Raw genomic sequence first — 15817 nt, 5'->3', positions numbered from 1 at the left:
CGCCATCGGCGCGGGCAGCAGATCACAGGATTAACGCAGTCCCACCCCCTCCGAAAGTTAAAGCGCTTTAATATTAGTTTCTCTATTAGTCTACCTGATTTCCAATTATTTGTAAAATATATTTTTATATGTAATCCAACAGCTGCACGGCATTACGCCGCATATCCTCCGTCCGCTGCCTAAAAGCGCAGTAGGCGATATGGTCTAAGCCAATGTGGAGCAAACAGCAGCGGAGCCGCTCCTCCATCTGCGAAGGAAAGCCTCCCTGCCGCTCCCAAACATCATTCAGAACCTGCTGCAGATCGATCTCCTGCCACTGCGGATACCAAGGCCACCAGTATAAAAGCCAGGCCATGTCATACAAGGGATCGCCGTAAATGGCATTTCCCCAATCGATGATGCCGGTCAACCCGCCGCGGTCCACCAATACATTCCGGTTCAAAAGGTCGCAGTGAGCGATACCTCTATACTCGGGAAGACGGGGGGCGAGCCGCCGTAAAGCCGAGACACCGCTATCAAAAATTTTGGACTCCGCGGGGAATAAATCCAGCCGCTCCCGCCAGCCGGGAAGCCGGTCCCTCGGTCCGGCCACGGACAGCAGCTCCTCACTCCAGCTTGCGCGACGGCCCCCGAGACGCCACTCTCCACCATGGCTTATACTTCCTGTATCTACCTGCTGAAGTCCCAAGAGCGCATCAATCAGCCCCGGAAGGATCAGCCGCATTTCCCCAGCATCAAGCTCATCCAGATGTCCGCCACGGACCCGCCTCGATACGGCATAAAAACCTTCGGATGTCTCTCCGATCAAGGTAACCTCAGGAACGGGTACCATTGGCGGGGCGAGTGAACCCATGACCTGATCTTTTTGAAAATCTTCCACATGAGCGCCGAAACGGATCACCATTTCCTGGCCGTCCAGCGTGAATCCGTAAGCCGTTGACCAGTCTCCGGCACCCACCGGAGCAATATCCTTGGCCCGGCTGCCAAAACGGCTGTTTATAAACCGGACTGCACCAAGAAGATCAATAGTCATGAGGCTTCCTCCTTTAATTACCAGATTACAAGCAGTCTACCAGCCATGTTCCCCCGCTTCAAGTACTAAAAAGGTATGCATAGCCTCAGCGCATTAATAGCCCAGCACCACGGTAATGCCCCTGCATAGTTCCCGGCTCCCCGCAATAACGCCGGAGGCACCCCATCCAAACGGCTTGCCGTCCATATCAGTTGCGATTCCGCCTGCCTCCTCAATCAGAAGAGCCCCGGCCATCCAGTCGTAAACTTCCTGCCCGTGCTCCCAATAAGCATCCATCCGCCCGCAGGCCACATAAGCCATCTGGAGCGCAACCGAACCGAGCATACGGATTGCAGTCGTCTCCGGGAGGAGCTTCCCGGTACTCCAGGCGGTCAGCCGCACGTTCTCGGGCTCCTTCTCCACCTTGTTTGGCGGGGCGGTGACCAGCAGGGCGTCGGCAAGTTTGGTTTTCTGCGCCACGGCCATCCGTTCCCCGTTCAGAAAGGCGCCCTTTCCCCGCATCGCATGAAAAAATTCACGCCGATTCGCATCATACACTGCCGCAAAAACCGGCTGCCCCTCCTCGATCAGGCACAGCGAGGTCGACCAGAAGGCAAAACCCTGATGCAGATGCACCGCGCCATCCACCGGATCAAGCACCCAATAAGTCCCGCCAAACTCCGGCTCACGCTGCTGATCTGCATCCAATTCGGCCTCCGACCATGGAATATCCGGGTAACGGGATTCGAGTATGCTTCGGATGTTCTTCTCGGCCCACGAGTTCGCCTCCACAAACCGGGCGATCATCGCCTCCCGGTCCGCCGGAGCGGGCCCCTGGCCGTATTTGACCAGCAGCTGTCCGCCGGTCCCTTCAAGAACAGTGCGAATTTCTTCAACATTCAGACTTGTTTTCATCTTTCATCCATCTCCTTTTGATATGAGAATTGCTTTTCTAATAGTATTATCGAATACTACTAATGAGTCTCCGAAAAAAGGGGGACGCCTCCTATTCCAGCATCCCGCGATATGGATCGATTATCCGCTCGTAGTGACGTCCGTATTTCTCTTCCAGCTCCCGGCCGAAGTCCTGCTCAATCCGGTCGGCGATGACATCGTGGAAGAACGCATTGTTCAGCAGCTCGATCACCGACGGGTGGTCTGTCTCCAGCGCGGACAGCTTCAGTGATTTGCCGAAGCTGCCGATCAGGGCTGCCCTGCCGTCGCACAGAACGGAAAATTTGCGCGAGATCACCTGCGCCCACTCCTCGCTCCGCTGATGCACGATGACGTTCGAAAGCCCGGTGCCCGCCTCGCCGATCGTGATCAGAATGACGTTAATCCCGCGCTGCTGGGCTTCCATCAGTGCTTCCTCCACCCAGTGGACATCCTCCGACCAGATGTCGACGACGACGCTTCTGTCCGCATTGGCAATCAGCCGGCGGATGGCGGTCTGCAGCGCTTGTTCCCCTTTCCAGGTGTAAAAGGCAGGTGCCGCCTTCGGCGGCGCATCCAGCTCTTCCACAAGCGCCTTCGCCGTCTGCTCAAACTGCGACTTGAGCATGCGGATGAGCTGCCCGATCGGGACGGCATCGTACAGCACCGGATCCGCTTCGATGGAGCGGCAGAAGCCCTTGTCGGTCAGCACCCGCAGCGCCGCATAGACGTTCGTCCGTGATACCGATACCCTTTTCGCCACTTCATAACCGGACAAATGGGGCTCTTCGTGCAGCACGAGGTAGATGCGCGCTTCCAGATCCGAAAGACCGAGGCTTCGCAGTTGTTCGATCATTTTTAGCTCCTCCTTTCGCTAAAATACTGTAGTGTTATTTTATAATACTACTTAGATATCTTGTCAAGCGTGTATCGATATATTACGGAGAATCCGTCTCGATGATAAGCTCAAAAAACCGCATCCCTCTCGGATACGGTTCGATTTCACAGCTCCAATTTAAGTTTTTTAGATCAAGCGGCGTCCTTCCGATTTCCGGTACTGCTCCGGCGTCATGCCGGTCATCTTGGCAAAGGCCCGGAAAAATTGGCTCGTGCTCGAGAACCCAAGGTTGAAACTGATAACGGTGACAGTGTCCGCGGACGTCTTCAGCTGTTCCATCGCTTCCCTCACCCGGAGCTGCAGCACATACTGATACGGAGGCACGCCCGTCAGGGACTTGAACGACCGGATAAAATGGTACCGGCTCTGCATCGCCATCGCTGCGAGGCTGCTGACGCTCAACTGTTCCGTGAAATGCGCATGCACATATTCGAGCACCTGTGCCAGATGCCGGTCGGCGGCAGCATGGACCATCTTGGGGCCGGCCGGAATGGTCCTCTCCCAAATCAGCTCCCGCAGATCGCAGATCATCCGGGCTTCCAGCTCCTCCTCCACGAGCGGATCAGCCATGTCGAGAGCCATCATGTCCGCTGTCCATTGCCGAAACACCCTCGATACCCGGCTCACGTCGAACTGCTTTCTGTGCCGGGGCTCACTGTAAACCGAGGAATCACCCGGGTACAAGCTCTCCGGCCGGATCCGGATCACCACCACGCCCGTGCCGTCGCCGATGTAGAACGAATGCCGGTCACTAGGCTGCAGCAAGATTCCTTCGCCGGGAGGGAGCGCCAGCTGTTTATGCTCATGCGTAAAATGGCAGGTCCCTTGAAGCGGAATCGTAATCTGGTATTGATCGTCGTGCTTATGCGGTGTATTTTCGAACGGGCTGGAGAAGCGGTGAACCTCCAGCTGCGGCATTACGATCTGCATTCTCATGTACCCTCACCCCGCTTCAGTATAGCATATCGTGCTCTGTCCAAAAGGCAATTTTCGCTGCGACAGCTGCGTGTTCGATCCGCTATGATGGGTAGAAAAAAAGAGGATGTGGAGAAATGTCACAATCTGAAATGACCGTGGATACGGCGAAAAATACGGCTTTGGCCGTTCTGCTCGGCGTCAGCTGCGCCCACCTGCTGAATGATGCGATGCAGTCGTCGTTCCCGCAGTGTTTCCGCTCTTTCAGCAGCAGATGCACTTGAGCTATACCGAGATCGGCTGGGTTGCGTTCACGCTCAATATTACGGCATCCATTCTGCAGCCGGCCATTGGGTATTATACCGACCGCCGCCCGCTGCCGCTGCTCCTTCCGCTTGGCATGTTGTTCACCCTGCTCGGTATGGCAGGTTTAGCCCTGGCACCATCGTTTTGGTACCTGCTGCTGTCGGCGGCCCTGATCGGGATCGGTTCCTCGGTGCTCCATCCCGAGTCGTCCCGGGTCGCCCACCTGGCCATGAACCGGCGGAAAGGACTGGCGCAGTCCGTATTCCAGGTCGGGGGCAACACCGGCCAGGCGTTTGCTCCGCTGATGGCCGCGTTCATCATCAGCCCGCAGGGACAGCTCGGTTTTCTATGGTTTATCGTGCTGGCCGGACTCGGCATCGCGCTGCAGCTCGGCGTCAGCCGCTGGTACAGCCGGCAGACCCGTCCCGCCCGGACCGCAAACCGTACCCATCACCAGGAGCCTAGCCGGTTCAGCAAGCGGTTTATTGTGTATGTGCTCGCGATCTTGATCCTCATGCTGTTTTCCAAGTTCGTATATCTCGCCAGCATGACCGGTTATTACGCCTTCTATTACATGGATCAATACCACCTTCCGCTAACCAGCGCGCAGCTGAGTATTTTTGCCCTGCAGTTCGCCGGCATGGCCGGTACGTTCCTGGGCGGTCCGCTGGCGGACCGGTTCGGGCGTCAAAAAATTATCTGGTTCTCCATCCTCGGCACGTCCCCGTTCTCCCTCCTGCTGCCCTATGCCGGGCCGATCGGGTCGGTGATCCTCTGCGCGGCTATCGGCCTGATCCTGATGTCCGGCTTCTCGGTCATTATCGTGTATGCACAGGAGATGCTGCCGGGACACGTGGGAACCGTTTCCGGGCTGTTCTTCGGACTGGCCTTCGGCATGGGCGGCTTGGGTTCGGTCATCATGGGCTGGCTGATGGACTCACACGGGGTAGCGCTGATGACACAGGTATGCGCTTTTCTCCCGCTGCTCGGCCTGTTCGCGCTGCTTCTGCCTAAAGACTCGGTGATCATGGGCGCAGCCGGTAAAGCCAGCAGCAGCTCAGCTTCGGCATGAGGTGATATACGCACTTAACGGAGATTTTTCTTGCGATATAAGGAAGCAAAGTCACTGATACTGACATGCTCTTTATTACTTAACAAAATCAGCAAAGGACGTACGGCCCCATTCCCAAAGAAACGGGATGGGGCTGTACGTCCTTTTTACTGGCTATATAGGATTGAACTAAGCAAGGGAGTATTTGGCTTTCGGATTTCTACCTTGCACGGGTTCAATCAAATCAAAATCAGGAAATCCGAAAACAAATTGATCGTAGGGCATTACGTACCTGCCCCATCATCCAATTCAATTTTTCAACTTATATAACGTTTGATATCAAGGATTCACGTTAATGGTAAAGGTCGACGTATTGTTTTTGATCGGCGTGGCCGTGTTCACAATTTTCAGATTGTTGAAGGTCACCGATCCGACCGCCGGCCCCTGGTTGGGCTCAGGCATTTCGTTGGCCCAGATCCCAAAGCCCGACTTGGCGTCAAATGCATCGCCGCTCTTCTGTGCGCCGGAAATCGTAACGTTCGTGAAAATGGTGTCCTTGATTGGATTTTGCGGCTGTCCGTTAAAATAGTTGGTCTGGAACATAATGCCGTGATAAGTCGGGTCCACAATGTCCAAGTCGCTTACCCGAATGCCCTGGAACACTTTCGATGCCGAGAACAGCCACATCGCCGGGAAGGTCTGCTGGCCCCAGAAGTGCCCGCCGGCCCGGACGATCGATATATTCTCGAAATTGGTTGTCGGTGATGCGCCGAAGCCGTTCATCGGGTAGCCGAAGTCCAGCGAGCTGATCGTCACGCCCGAGTAGCACAGCGTATCGGCAATGTAAATGTTGCGGAAAGTGTTGCCGTATCCGCCGTAGACGGCGAGGCCGGCGGCACGCCAGGTCAAGAGCGAAGTCAGGTTTTCATAGACGTTGTCCTTTTCGTCCGCCCCGCCCGCGTCGATCGCCGAGAACAGCGCGAAGCTGTCGTCGCCGGTAGCCCGCGCTTCGACGTTGCGCACCAGATTGTTCGTGCTGCCGTTGGTCATGTTGATGCCGTCGGCAAACGTGTTGCGGATGCGCGAATTGGTAATCGTCATATAATCGGTGTTGGCTCCCCAATACATGCACACCTGATGCTCCGTCCAGATGTTGTCGATCGTCATGTTCGCCACGTTCGAGAAGTCGAACACCTTGCCTGGACCGTCGATACGTGAGGTATAGTTGCCGAAGTAGGCAAAGTTCGCGAACGTGGAGCCGTTCGCCGTGGAGTTGGCCGTAAATCCGACATCTGTGTTGGATTGGTTCGCCGGGGCCACGAAGCGTGTGTACCATGGGCCGGCGCCGACGATTTTAATTGGCTTGCCGTAGACCTGGAATTTGTTCGAGGTCTGATACGTTCCCGGCGGCAGGTATACTCCAACCAGATTGCCTGTCGTATCCATTCGCACTTTATCCAGCGCATTCTGCACGTCCTGATGCGTGAAGCCGGCCGGCACCGCGTATTTGGCCGGATCTGGATTCGGAATCGGCGCAACCTGCTCCAGGCTGACGAAATCGATCGCATAGTTCGTTGTATTGGCCGCATCCTTCTGGAGCCGGATCGTGCTGCCTTTCGGGATGGTGCTGTCGAACATAATATTGGCCTCGTCATAAATATGCCTTGGCGCACCGGCTCCCGGGCTGTTGCTCGGGTTCGCTTCGTCTCCGTAAAGCCAGGCGTAGCGCGACGTCAGATTGATCGTCTTGGCGAAAGTGCCGTTGACGTACACGTTCAGCGTCGCATCGATACCACCGCCCCCGGGTGCATCCGGAATGGAGAACCGGGTCACCAGCGTGTTCGTATTGGCTTTGGTCGTGAACTCAACGTAGCTGCCCGTGCTGTTTAACGTCACGGCTTTACGTCCCGAAGCCTCGCCGGCGAGGTCGCCGATGTTCCGGTTCGGACCGACGATCGCCGCACCACCTCCAATAACGCCGTCTTCGGCCTCATACATGTCGTACGGCATGTTCGCGCCGCGGCCGACAAAGAAGGACTGCGTTGTGACGTTGTTGCCCTGCTTCACCGGCAGTTCGTTGCCGTCAACGGCGATTTCCGTCTTGACGTTATACTTTCCGTTCGCCGCTGTCCAGCTGCCTAAGCTGACCGGTGCAGCTGAAGCCCCGCTGGCGATGACGCCGCTAACCGAGCCCGTCAAGGATTTGATCACCGCGCCGGTCGTCGCATCGGTTAATGTCAGCTTGATATGATGAGCGCCTCCCGCCGAGGCGGCCGTTCCTTGATTTTTAACCGTCACCGTAAAGTTCACCGTGTTGCCGGCCGAAGGGTTGCCCGGCGTCCAGGTCACCGAAGAAGCTACCAGATCGGAGCTCGATACCGGTGCAATCACCAGCGGCGACGGGTTGGTGAAGGCGTTATTGTCTTCGTTTTGCTCGATGACCGACTTATCTTCATCCACCTTGGAGGTCAGTTGGTAGCTCCCGGCGTCTTTGGCGCCAATGGACAGGGTTACGTTCGTGGAAGCTCCTGCCGCCAAAGCGCCCACCGGTGCGGAACCAACTTTGGTCGTGCCGAGGTAAAAGTTCACCGTCGTTGCTCCGGAGGAAACCGTCCCCACGTTTTTGACCGTGGACGTCAGCGTGACCGCATCGGTCTCTACCGGAGATGCCGGCGTCCAGGACATGCCCGTGATCGTCAGGTCCGGATTCGGAGCGGGCGTTCCGATGACCTGCAGCTCCGCCACTTGGCCGCCGGTCGAACCCGAGTTGGCGGTGAATTTCAGCTGGATATCGCTGGCGGTAGCCGTCACCGGAATCGTCACGGTGTTGCCGGACGCCGGGCTGAAGCTGTACTGCGCAGAGGAGACCAAATTCGTGAAGCTGGTCGAATTCTGGTCATGGCCCAGCACCTGAAGCGTTTGGGTGCGTGGTCCCCAAGCGCTGTCCGGATTCAGCTTCAGCACGATGGACGAAATATTCGCATTCGCGCCCAGGCTGAGCGACAGCGTATTCGGGTACGCATTGGCAGCTCCTTCCCAATAGGTGGTCAGGCTGCCGTCATTGGCATTGGCCGGCACGTAAATGTATTCGTTCGAGGAAGCGGTGATCGGCTTGTTCAGCGCCAGATTCGTGCCCGTGCCCCCGCCCGTGCCGGTTCGGGTCACGGTGTTGCTGGCGGCGGATACGTTGCCCGCCGCATCCTTGGCTTTGACGTAATAGGAGACGGTGGCCGATGCCGGCTGGTTGTCGGTATACGTCAGAGCACTGCCGGCAACGCTCGCACGCAAGGCGTTATTCGCGTAGATATCATATCCGCTTACGCCCACATTGTCCGTGGAAGCGGTCCACGTCAGCTTGATCTGTCCGGAAGCCGGCTCGGTAAAGGCCAGGTTTCCCGGGGCAGACGGGGCCTGCGTGTCGCCACCAGCGGCGGAGCCGTACACCTCAAACTCGGAAATCTGCCCAGCAGGCCAGCCCGTGTTTGCCGTAAAGACCAGCCTGACGTATCTGGCTGGAGCTGCGGTAAAGCTGACCGTCAACGTATTGTTGCCGGCCGGATCGAAGGTGTAGCTCTGCGAGGCGGCCAAATTCGTAAAGTTTGCCCCGTCCGCGCTGCCCTGGACCGACAACGTTTGGGTTCTCTTCTCCCAGCCGCTGACCGGAAGCTTCAGGACCACTTTGTTAACATTGTAGGACCCGCCAAGGTCAACCTGAAGCCACTGCGGAAAAGCGTTATTATTGCTCTCCCAGTATGTAGCCTGATTGGAGTCGCCCGCATTCGCCGGCGCGTAGGTCTGGTTAGAAGAGCTCGCGCTCATGCTCTTGCCCGCCGCCAAATTGCCCGGCTCGGCGGCCGCAGCGGCGCCCTCTGCCTCGGCTGCAGGCTCTGGGGACTTCAGCCCGCCGGCGGAGCTTCCATCCGCCGTATCCGCAGCTCCATCGGCCGGATTGCCCGCGTGTGCGGAGCCTGCAGCCTCACCCGAAGAATCAGCCTGGCCTTTACCGCCGGCCGGATCCGAAGTGTCATTACCGCCCGGCTGCTGGCTCCCGGAGGCAGGTACAACCCCCGCGGGTTCTGCAAAACTCCAAGACGGGGCATAAAAAAACTGCGAAATGAGAAACACGAAGATCAGCGCATACAGAGCCGCCGTTTTCCGTAAAGCCTGAAAATGGTGAGCCGTCATAATCATCCTCCTGAATGGGGTACTTGGACCTGGACTACCTGCGACAGGAACTGCCCCGTCTTTAAAAATAAACCGCTTTCAATTTTCTGGGAACCCGGTAATTTCTGGAGCTCACCTCCTTAGCAGCGTGAACGGATATTGGCGTTTGTTCAGACGCCCTTCTCGGGATGGGATGGTATGGGCAGACAGGCTGGGACGAATTGTTGGAAATGCGAAGGGGTTTTGATTTGCTTGCAGAGTCCACCGCTACAAATGGTTGGGTCTGTGGCCGGGCCTTGGTGCCGGATTTGTGTTTCTGGGAAGGAGATGTCAAGTTACGCATTCACTATACTGGAAAAATCTTACGTATGACGATGCGTGTTTGTAAGCTTTTTGTGTCTGTTCCTATGATTTTGGTGAATTCAACCGTACGGGAAACATAAAGACCGGTAAAAGGCGTCCCTTTACCGGTCTTCGCATTACTTGATATACTTGCGGCTTACCAAAGCGTCTGAAATCACCTCGGTCGGAATGATGAACTCGGGAGAGCCCATATATCCCGGCGCTACTTCATATTTGTTGAACACGATGACGAGCTTGCCGTCGTTGTTGATATAGAAGCTGTGGTCCTTTTGGATTGCCCGGAATTCGTCGGTCGGCAAAACCTCCGCAGACCCCGATACCCAATAGAATTTGTCCGCATCCGTCTTCATCTGCTGTTTCATTTGCTCCTTGATGTTGTCGCTGATCAACTGAATGTATCGATCGTCTTTAAACAGCATTGGCAGCGTAATGAGAATTTCGTTCTTTTTATCAATCGTGTCCAGCTCCAATTTCTCGGACGTCGAGCCTCTGCTTTCGTCGACATAACGTTCGATAGACAGGATATCATTATTGTCCGTCTTGATCTTGTAGCCGGCATCTAAGCCCAGGTGGCCGCCGCCTTGCTGCTTCAACGCTTCTATCTCCGCCATGAACTTGTCGTAGAGCGCTTTGTTTTCTTTCAAATACTTTTCATTCAACCCCTGTTCCAGCGGCTGATTGTCCAGATTGGTGACGGCCGGTACCTTGATGTTGGCATGATAGCCCCCGGGTTCATCGACGGCATATTCCTTCCATGTCAGCACTTTGATGATCCGGTCTACGCCAGGGATGGCTGATAACGCATTGGCCACCGCCGGACTGGCGTTGATGGTCGCCAGAAAAAGGAGCACCACCGCGCAAGCTCCGGCAGCCCATGTATATTTAACGCGTTTGCGTCTGCTGCTGTGCAAAGATTTGGCTATCGCCTGATCCACGATCCGATCCAGCTCTTCCGGAACCGGTGTATTCTGATACTCTGTTCGCAGCCGTTCCATATGGTTGTTCATCTCATTTAATCTCCTTTAAAGGTTCAACACCTGTCTTCATTCGCATGATCCGAAGCGCTTGGTACAGCCTCGTTTTGATCGTATTCACATTTTCCCCCAGAACCGCGGCTACTTCATCGATTTTCATATCCTCCAAATATCTCAGCACGACCACGGTCCGGTATTTCTCGGGCAGCTCCTCGAGCACTCTCATCAAATCGAAATTCGTATACTCATCCTCCACACCTGGGGCATGTACCTCGATCATTTCATGGTCCATCGCCTGAACCCTTTTGTTCCTGCGTAGAAAGTCCAGTGCGGTGTGGACCACAATGCGGTAGAACCAGCTTTTGACGGCGTCGGGATCCTTTAACCCTTCGATGTGCGTCATCGCTTTATAAATGGAGTCCTGCACGATATCCAGCGCATCCTCCTTATTTTTCACGTAACTGAACGCGAGCCTGTACACATTCGCCTGATGCTCTTTAATGCACTGCGTCAGCACTTTTTCCTTTTTCCTTTTCAGCATGTCGTATTACCCTTCTTATGTTTAATCACCGGCTGACCCGGACAGCTTTGCTTCTGATCGCTTCACAGAAACAAGACGAGCGAAGGGAAGCAAAAAGTTTTGGCGGCAGCATTCATAAATTATTCGTTGTATGCCGTAAGGGCCTTTACAAGCAGGAAAGCGTAGAATTCCGCTCCGCTGCGGTTCAAATGCACGCCATCCCGGGAAAAGAAGCCCTCTTTGCCTTCGCTGGCCGAATACCAGTCTACTACTGCGGCATTGCCGAATTCATTGGCAACTTCTGCTATGTCCCTGTTTACGGTATCCTGCCACTGGCGCGGAACACGTGTATTCACCAACAGGATCCGCTTGTCCGCGCCCAGTGACTTCAGCAGGGATCTTAATTGCTTTTTGTTAAAAGGACCGTTGGTGCCGAGCTCGATGATAATCCGGTCGCCGAGCCGCCCCTGGGCTTTCAACCGGTCGATCGTATCCCCTGCCTGGCGCATTTGCCGGCCGACCTTGCCGTCCACGACGATACCGGGAAGCATCTTTTCCAGGAAAGGCGCAGCGTCCAGCATGACGGAATCGCCGATGGCGCTAACGCCTTTGCCGGAAGGCACCAGCGGATCAGTGCTCTTGGTTGCGGCTGCAGCCAGCTGCCCGTTTTGTTCTTTGGCCCCAGGGGCCGGAATCGGCTTATCCGCCGAGTTATTCGGCGAGATCGGCTCGTTGTCGGCCTTTTGATTCTTGTTCTCATCCGTCTCTTCTTCATCGGACTCATATGTATGCTCCACCGGCTGGGCCATTGTTCCCCCGGCTTCGACGACCTTCACAGCCGGCTCAGGCTTGTTCCATATGTAGTGACTGCAGGCGGCCGTTATCAGAATCACGGGAATAAGGGCACTTAGCAAGATGGGGCGAATAGCTCCCTTTCCGGCGAAAAACGATCGATTTCTTTTCACGCTGAATCCTCCTCTACGTAATGGCTCTTCGATATATTGATAGGAGCATGCCGCTAATAGAAAGCTGGCGGACAGCTGGAGCAGGATGCGCGGCAGGCTTGTCCCTTCCGTCTGGACACTCGGGTTTGTCAGGATAATAACTGGATAATGCCAAATATACAGACTGTAAGACCGGACCCCGATCCAGCGCAGACCCTTGCAGCCCATCCACTGGCCAATCCGGCCGGCAGGATGGGCAAGCACGGCGATGACAACCGCGGACAGGAGCGATATGACCAGGAACCCTCCCCGGTAAAGGAAGTCATCATATTCATTTGTCCGGCAGATGAGAATGAGAAGAACGGTAAGCCCCACAACTCCAATCAAATCCAGCAGGCCGCGAGATCGTGACGATACCTGACCCTTCAGCTTCCCGCTTGGCCATACGACAGCCAAAGCAGCTCCGACCAAGAGCGCGAAAGCCCGGGTATCCGTGCCATAATAGACCCGGCTTGGGTCCGTGCCCGGCACATAGATGATCGCCATGCTGAGCGCAGAGATGGCAGCCAGCCCGAAAATGATAAGCGCCAATTTGCCGCGTCGGGGAAAAACTTTCAAACCGATAACCAGCAGCAGCGGCCAAATCAAGTAGAATTGTTCTTCAATGGACAGCGACCACAAATGCCCGATTGGCGAAGGCGGCCCAAAACTTTCGAAGTAGGATACTTTATGATAGATGAGCCACCAATTATTCACATAAAATAGTGATGATAGAAAAGCTCCCCGCAGAGCCTGCAGTCTGCCGGGCTCAATCCGTAACAGCCATAGGGCAACGAACAATAGCATGGCCAGCATGGCAGGCAGCAATCTGCGGGCTCTGCGTGTCCAGAAGCGGAGCAGATTCAGCCTTCCCTCCCTTTTCCACTCCTGAATGATCTGGTCCGTAATGAGATAACCGGAGATGACGAAAAAGATGCCAACGCCGATCAGCCCTCCCTGCACCCATTTCGCATTCAGGTGATACGCCAACACAGCAAGGACGGATACGGCCCTGAGCCCGTCGAGTCCGGGTATATACCGTTTCTCCGCTTCCGGCATTTCACCAGCCGTTCCCCGTGAATTTATACTTCTGCGCAGCCTGATGTTGTCGTTCATTTGAAAATTCACCCTAACCTCGTTTTCTTTGATGTATAGGCAAGACGTTGTAACGGGCGGATAAAGTTGTTTTCACTTATTGGAGATATAAATAAGCCAAAAAAGGCACCTCCGGATGCTCCCGGGATGCCTTTTAAACTCTGGTTATACATTATTTTATTGCTTCATGAACGGATTACCCTTTCAGGTTGAAACGGAATTCCGGCGAACCGACGTAACCCGGTGCGATGCTGTATTTCGGAAACACAATCACCAGCTCACCATTCTCGATATAGAATGTTTGCTCTTGAAGAGTCCCTTTGTAATCCTTCAGAAAGTAATTCTCCGGTTCTTTCTTCATATGGGCGAGAATGTCCGCGTCAAGCCGGTCCTTGTAACCTTCCCCTAGGAGGCCGGACAGCGTTACGCGTGAGGCTGCAGCCGAATTAGACACGTTGTACGTATCGATTCGGGGCATGTTCGTCCCGCCCGTACTGCCCTCAGTAATGACCTCAAGCGAGATCATCACAGCCGGGCTGCCGGTTCCATCCGACTTCAAATAGAGGAAACGCCATCCGGTGCCAAATGTTCTTCTTTTTCATATCTTTCAACCTCTTCTCTCTTAAAGTGTTTTTGCCGAGACACCAGCTAGACGCAGAAAGGGAGGCAAAAAGTTTGTGCAGCATAAAATATAGGACACCGCGCACAGCCAAATAACCCAGGAGTTAGAAAATCTTCCAACAAAACGGTATCCGGAAACGTTATAATAAATAACAACCGATTGAAAAAATGCCGGATATCCCTTCCCGTCGCCTGAGCCAGGCACTAACAAGGGCCGGATCATCTCCAACCGAAAGGAGAATGGCTATGGATTTTCGTAACCCTCCCGGACAGTATGACCCCGACGTTCACAAGAAGCGCCACGATGAAAAGGTAAATCAAGGTGCCGGCCGCGGATTTCTCTGGAACCTGGTCAATCTGCTGATAGGTCTAGCCATTGTGGCCGTGATCATCCTGCTGGTATGGCTGTTTTGATGTACGGAACGAATTGGTCGGAAACGCCGGGCCTGACGGACACCCGGACTACCGGAAGGAATGCAAAAACGGGCTTACCCCGTCTCTGCCTCGAAGCAGCAGAGAGAGGTAAGCCCGTTCATTTTTTACTTCACAGCGATGCCCTTATTTGAATTCAGGCAGCCAGCTGCCGTGCGCCTCGATGAGATCGTCGCACAGCGCCACGATATCGTCGATGGACAGCTCCGCGGATGTGTGCGGATCGAGCATGGCCGCATGGTAAATGTGCTCTTTTTTCCCGGTGACGGCCGCTTCCACGGTGAGCAGCTGCGTATTGATGTTCGTCCGGTTCAGCGCGGCCAGCTGCGGCGGCAGATCGCCCACGTACGTCGGAGTCACGCCGGAGGCATCCACCAGGCATGGCACTTCGACGCAGGCTTCCTTCGGCAGGTTCGTGATCAGGTCGGTGTTCATGACGTTGCCGCCAATTTTGAACGGCTGGTTCGTCTCCATCGCTTCCATGATGTAGGATGCATACTCCTTGGAACGGCTGTGCCCGATGCTTTCGCTCGCAAACAGCTTCTCGCGCATTTCCTTCCATCCGTTGATCTGGTTAACGCAGCGGCGCAGGTATTCGTCGAGCGGAATGTTGTATCTTTCGATGAGTTCGGGATAATTTCGTTTGATGAAATAAGGATGGTATTCGGCATTATGCTCGGATGATTCCGTAACATAGTAGCCAAAACGCAGCATCAGTTCGAAGCGCACCATGTCATGATGCTTTTCCTTCTGCTTCTCGGCGGCACGGCGCTTGATTTCGGGGTACAGGTCCACCCCGTCCTTCTTGACCTCGAGCAGCCAGGCCATATGGTTGATGCCCGCGATTTTGGATTCTACGCCGGTCGGATCCATTTCGAGTGTTCTGAACAGGTCGGATACGCAGTGCTGCACGCTGTGGCACAGACCGACCGTTTTCACACCGCCCACGGTGTTCATGACGTTGGTCAGCACCGCCATCGGATTCGTGTAATTGAGGAACCAGGCGTCCGGACAGACTTCCTGAATATCCTTCGCAAAGTCCAGCATGACCGGAATCGTGCGCAGGTTGCGGAAAATCCCGCCGATGCCCAGAGAATCGGCAATCGTTTGGCGCAGGCCGTATTTCTTCGGCACCTCAAAATCGGTGATCGTACAAGGGTCGTACCCGCCTACCTGGATCGCGTTAATGACATATTTGGCGCCGCGCAGCGCCTCTTTACGGTCCGTGTACGCCTTGATCTGGCATGTGCTGCCCAGCGTCTCCTTGATGCTGTTCAGAAGCCGTTCCGAATCGTTCAGCCGCTCCATGTCGATATCGAAAAGGGCCAGCTCAAACCCCTGCAGCGCCGGAGTTGACATGACGTCTCCAAGCACGTTTTTTACAAATACCGTACTGCCTGCACCGATAAACGTAATTTTGGCCATATTGATTCAATCCCTCCCGTAAATGTTGGCTTTCTTCAAGCCCGTCGCATGACCTAAATATATAGGCCCGGCCCTGGAAATAACATGGAGAAACCCCTGCATTACCTGTCATAATCCCATTTTAG

11 protein-coding genes and 1 pseudogene are annotated in these 15817 nt (G+C 55.0%); 2 read left to right on the top strand and 10 right to left on the bottom strand.

What is annotated here, in order from left to right:
• Positions 1-124: 124 nt before the first annotated feature.
• The 4 genes from KI379_RS21785 to KI379_RS21770 all read right to left on the bottom strand — a co-directional run bounded on the left by KI379_RS21785 (position 125) and on the right by KI379_RS21770 (position 3779).
• Positions 125-1033 carry a phosphotransferase family protein gene (locus KI379_RS21785; RefSeq protein ID WP_212984901.1) on the bottom strand — a complete coding sequence of 303 codons (909 nt, stop codon included), beginning with the start codon at positions 1031-1033 and terminating at the stop codon, positions 125-127.
• Positions 1034-1126: 93 nt separating this feature from the next.
• The gene (locus KI379_RS21780) at positions 1127-1927 is read right to left on the bottom strand and encodes an inositol monophosphatase family protein (RefSeq protein ID WP_212984900.1); all 801 of its coding nucleotides are present in this window, start codon (positions 1925-1927) and stop codon (positions 1127-1129) included.
• A gap of 91 nt (positions 1928-2018) precedes the next feature.
• Positions 2019-2801, bottom strand: coding sequence for a TrmB family transcriptional regulator (locus tag KI379_RS21775; protein WP_089549297.1), 783 nt, complete (start codon positions 2799-2801; stop codon positions 2019-2021).
• Between the two features lie 168 nt (positions 2802-2969).
• A complete protein-coding gene (locus tag KI379_RS21770; RefSeq protein ID WP_212984899.1) occupies positions 2970-3779 on the bottom strand; it encodes an AraC family transcriptional regulator in 810 nt (269 codons plus the stop codon).
• A 116-nt stretch (positions 3780-3895) separates the two neighbouring features.
• Here KI379_RS21770 and KI379_RS21765 point away from each other — a divergent pair.
• Positions 3896-5136: pseudogene (locus KI379_RS21765) on the top strand (MFS transporter).
• A 318-nt stretch (positions 5137-5454) separates the two neighbouring features.
• Here the strand turns inward: KI379_RS21765 and KI379_RS21760 are convergent.
• The 5 genes from KI379_RS21760 to KI379_RS21740 form a co-directional block, all read right to left on the bottom strand.
• A complete protein-coding gene (locus tag KI379_RS21760) occupies positions 5455-9300 on the bottom strand; it encodes a discoidin domain-containing protein (protein ID WP_244879399.1) in 3846 nt (1281 codons plus the stop codon).
• A 458-nt stretch (positions 9301-9758) separates the two neighbouring features.
• On the bottom strand, positions 9759-10649 hold the full coding sequence (locus KI379_RS21755) for a DUF3298 domain-containing protein (RefSeq protein ID WP_212984898.1): 891 nt from the start codon (positions 10647-10649) through the stop codon (positions 9759-9761).
• Between the two features lies 1 nt (position 10650).
• Positions 10651-11157, bottom strand: coding sequence for an RNA polymerase sigma factor (locus KI379_RS21750; RefSeq protein ID WP_373309603.1), 507 nt, complete (start codon positions 11155-11157; stop codon positions 10651-10653).
• A 119-nt stretch (positions 11158-11276) separates the two neighbouring features.
• Complete coding sequence (locus KI379_RS21745) at positions 11277-13235, bottom strand: acyltransferase family protein (protein ID WP_373309602.1); 1959 nt, start codon at positions 13233-13235, stop codon at positions 11277-11279.
• 175 nt (positions 13236-13410) lie between these two features.
• Complete coding sequence (locus tag KI379_RS21740) at positions 13411-13773, bottom strand: RsiV family protein (protein ID WP_212984897.1); 363 nt, start codon at positions 13771-13773, stop codon at positions 13411-13413.
• 308 nt (positions 13774-14081) lie between these two features.
• Here KI379_RS21740 and KI379_RS21735 point away from each other — a divergent pair, with 308 nt between their 5' ends.
• Positions 14082-14249, top strand: coding sequence for a hypothetical protein (locus KI379_RS21735; RefSeq protein WP_163880096.1), 168 nt, complete (start codon positions 14082-14084; stop codon positions 14247-14249).
• A 144-nt stretch (positions 14250-14393) separates the two neighbouring features.
• On the opposite strand, the gene KI379_RS21730 is transcribed toward KI379_RS21735, so the two are convergent.
• On the bottom strand, positions 14394-15692 hold the full coding sequence (locus tag KI379_RS21730; RefSeq protein ID WP_212984896.1) for an alpha-glucosidase/alpha-galactosidase: 1299 nt from the start codon (positions 15690-15692) through the stop codon (positions 14394-14396).
• Positions 15693-15817: the final 125 nt, after the last annotated feature.

Source organism: Paenibacillus cineris, from assembly GCF_018333335.1.
In the GTDB taxonomy this organism is placed as follows: domain Bacteria; phylum Bacillota; class Bacilli; order Paenibacillales; family Paenibacillaceae; genus Paenibacillus_AQ; species Paenibacillus_AQ favisporus.
Note: the sequence above shows the minus strand (reverse complement) of the source record. Positions and strands in the feature narration are given on the sequence as shown.

Coding starts and splice junctions, on each gene's coding strand:
- KI379_RS21730 (WP_212984896.1), bottom strand. CDS start 15,692: ATGGCCAAAATTACGTTTATCGGTGCAGGCAGTACGGTATTTGTAAAA.
- KI379_RS21785 (WP_212984901.1), bottom strand. CDS start 1,033: ATGACTATTGATCTTCTTGGTGCAGTCCGGTTTATAAACAGCCGTTTT.
- KI379_RS21750 (WP_373309603.1), bottom strand. CDS start 11,157: ATGCTGAAAAGGAAAAAGGAAAAAGTGCTGACGCAGTGCATTAAAGAG.
- KI379_RS21770 (WP_212984899.1), bottom strand. CDS start 3,779: ATGAGAATGCAGATCGTAATGCCGCAGCTGGAGGTTCACCGCTTCTCC.
- KI379_RS21780 (WP_212984900.1), bottom strand. CDS start 1,927: ATGAAAACAAGTCTGAATGTTGAAGAAATTCGCACTGTTCTTGAAGGG.
- KI379_RS21760 (WP_244879399.1), bottom strand. CDS start 9,300: ATGACGGCTCACCATTTTCAGGCTTTACGGAAAACGGCGGCTCTGTAT.
- KI379_RS21775 (WP_089549297.1), bottom strand. CDS start 2,801: ATGATCGAACAACTGCGAAGCCTCGGTCTTTCGGATCTGGAAGCGCGC.
- KI379_RS21735 (WP_163880096.1), top strand. CDS start 14,082: ATGGATTTTCGTAACCCTCCCGGACAGTATGACCCCGACGTTCACAAG.
- KI379_RS21755 (WP_212984898.1), bottom strand. CDS start 10,649: ATGAACAACCATATGGAACGGCTGCGAACAGAGTATCAGAATACACCG.
- KI379_RS21745 (WP_373309602.1), bottom strand. CDS start 13,235: ATGAACGACAACATCAGGCTGCGCAGAAGTATAAATTCACGGGGAACG.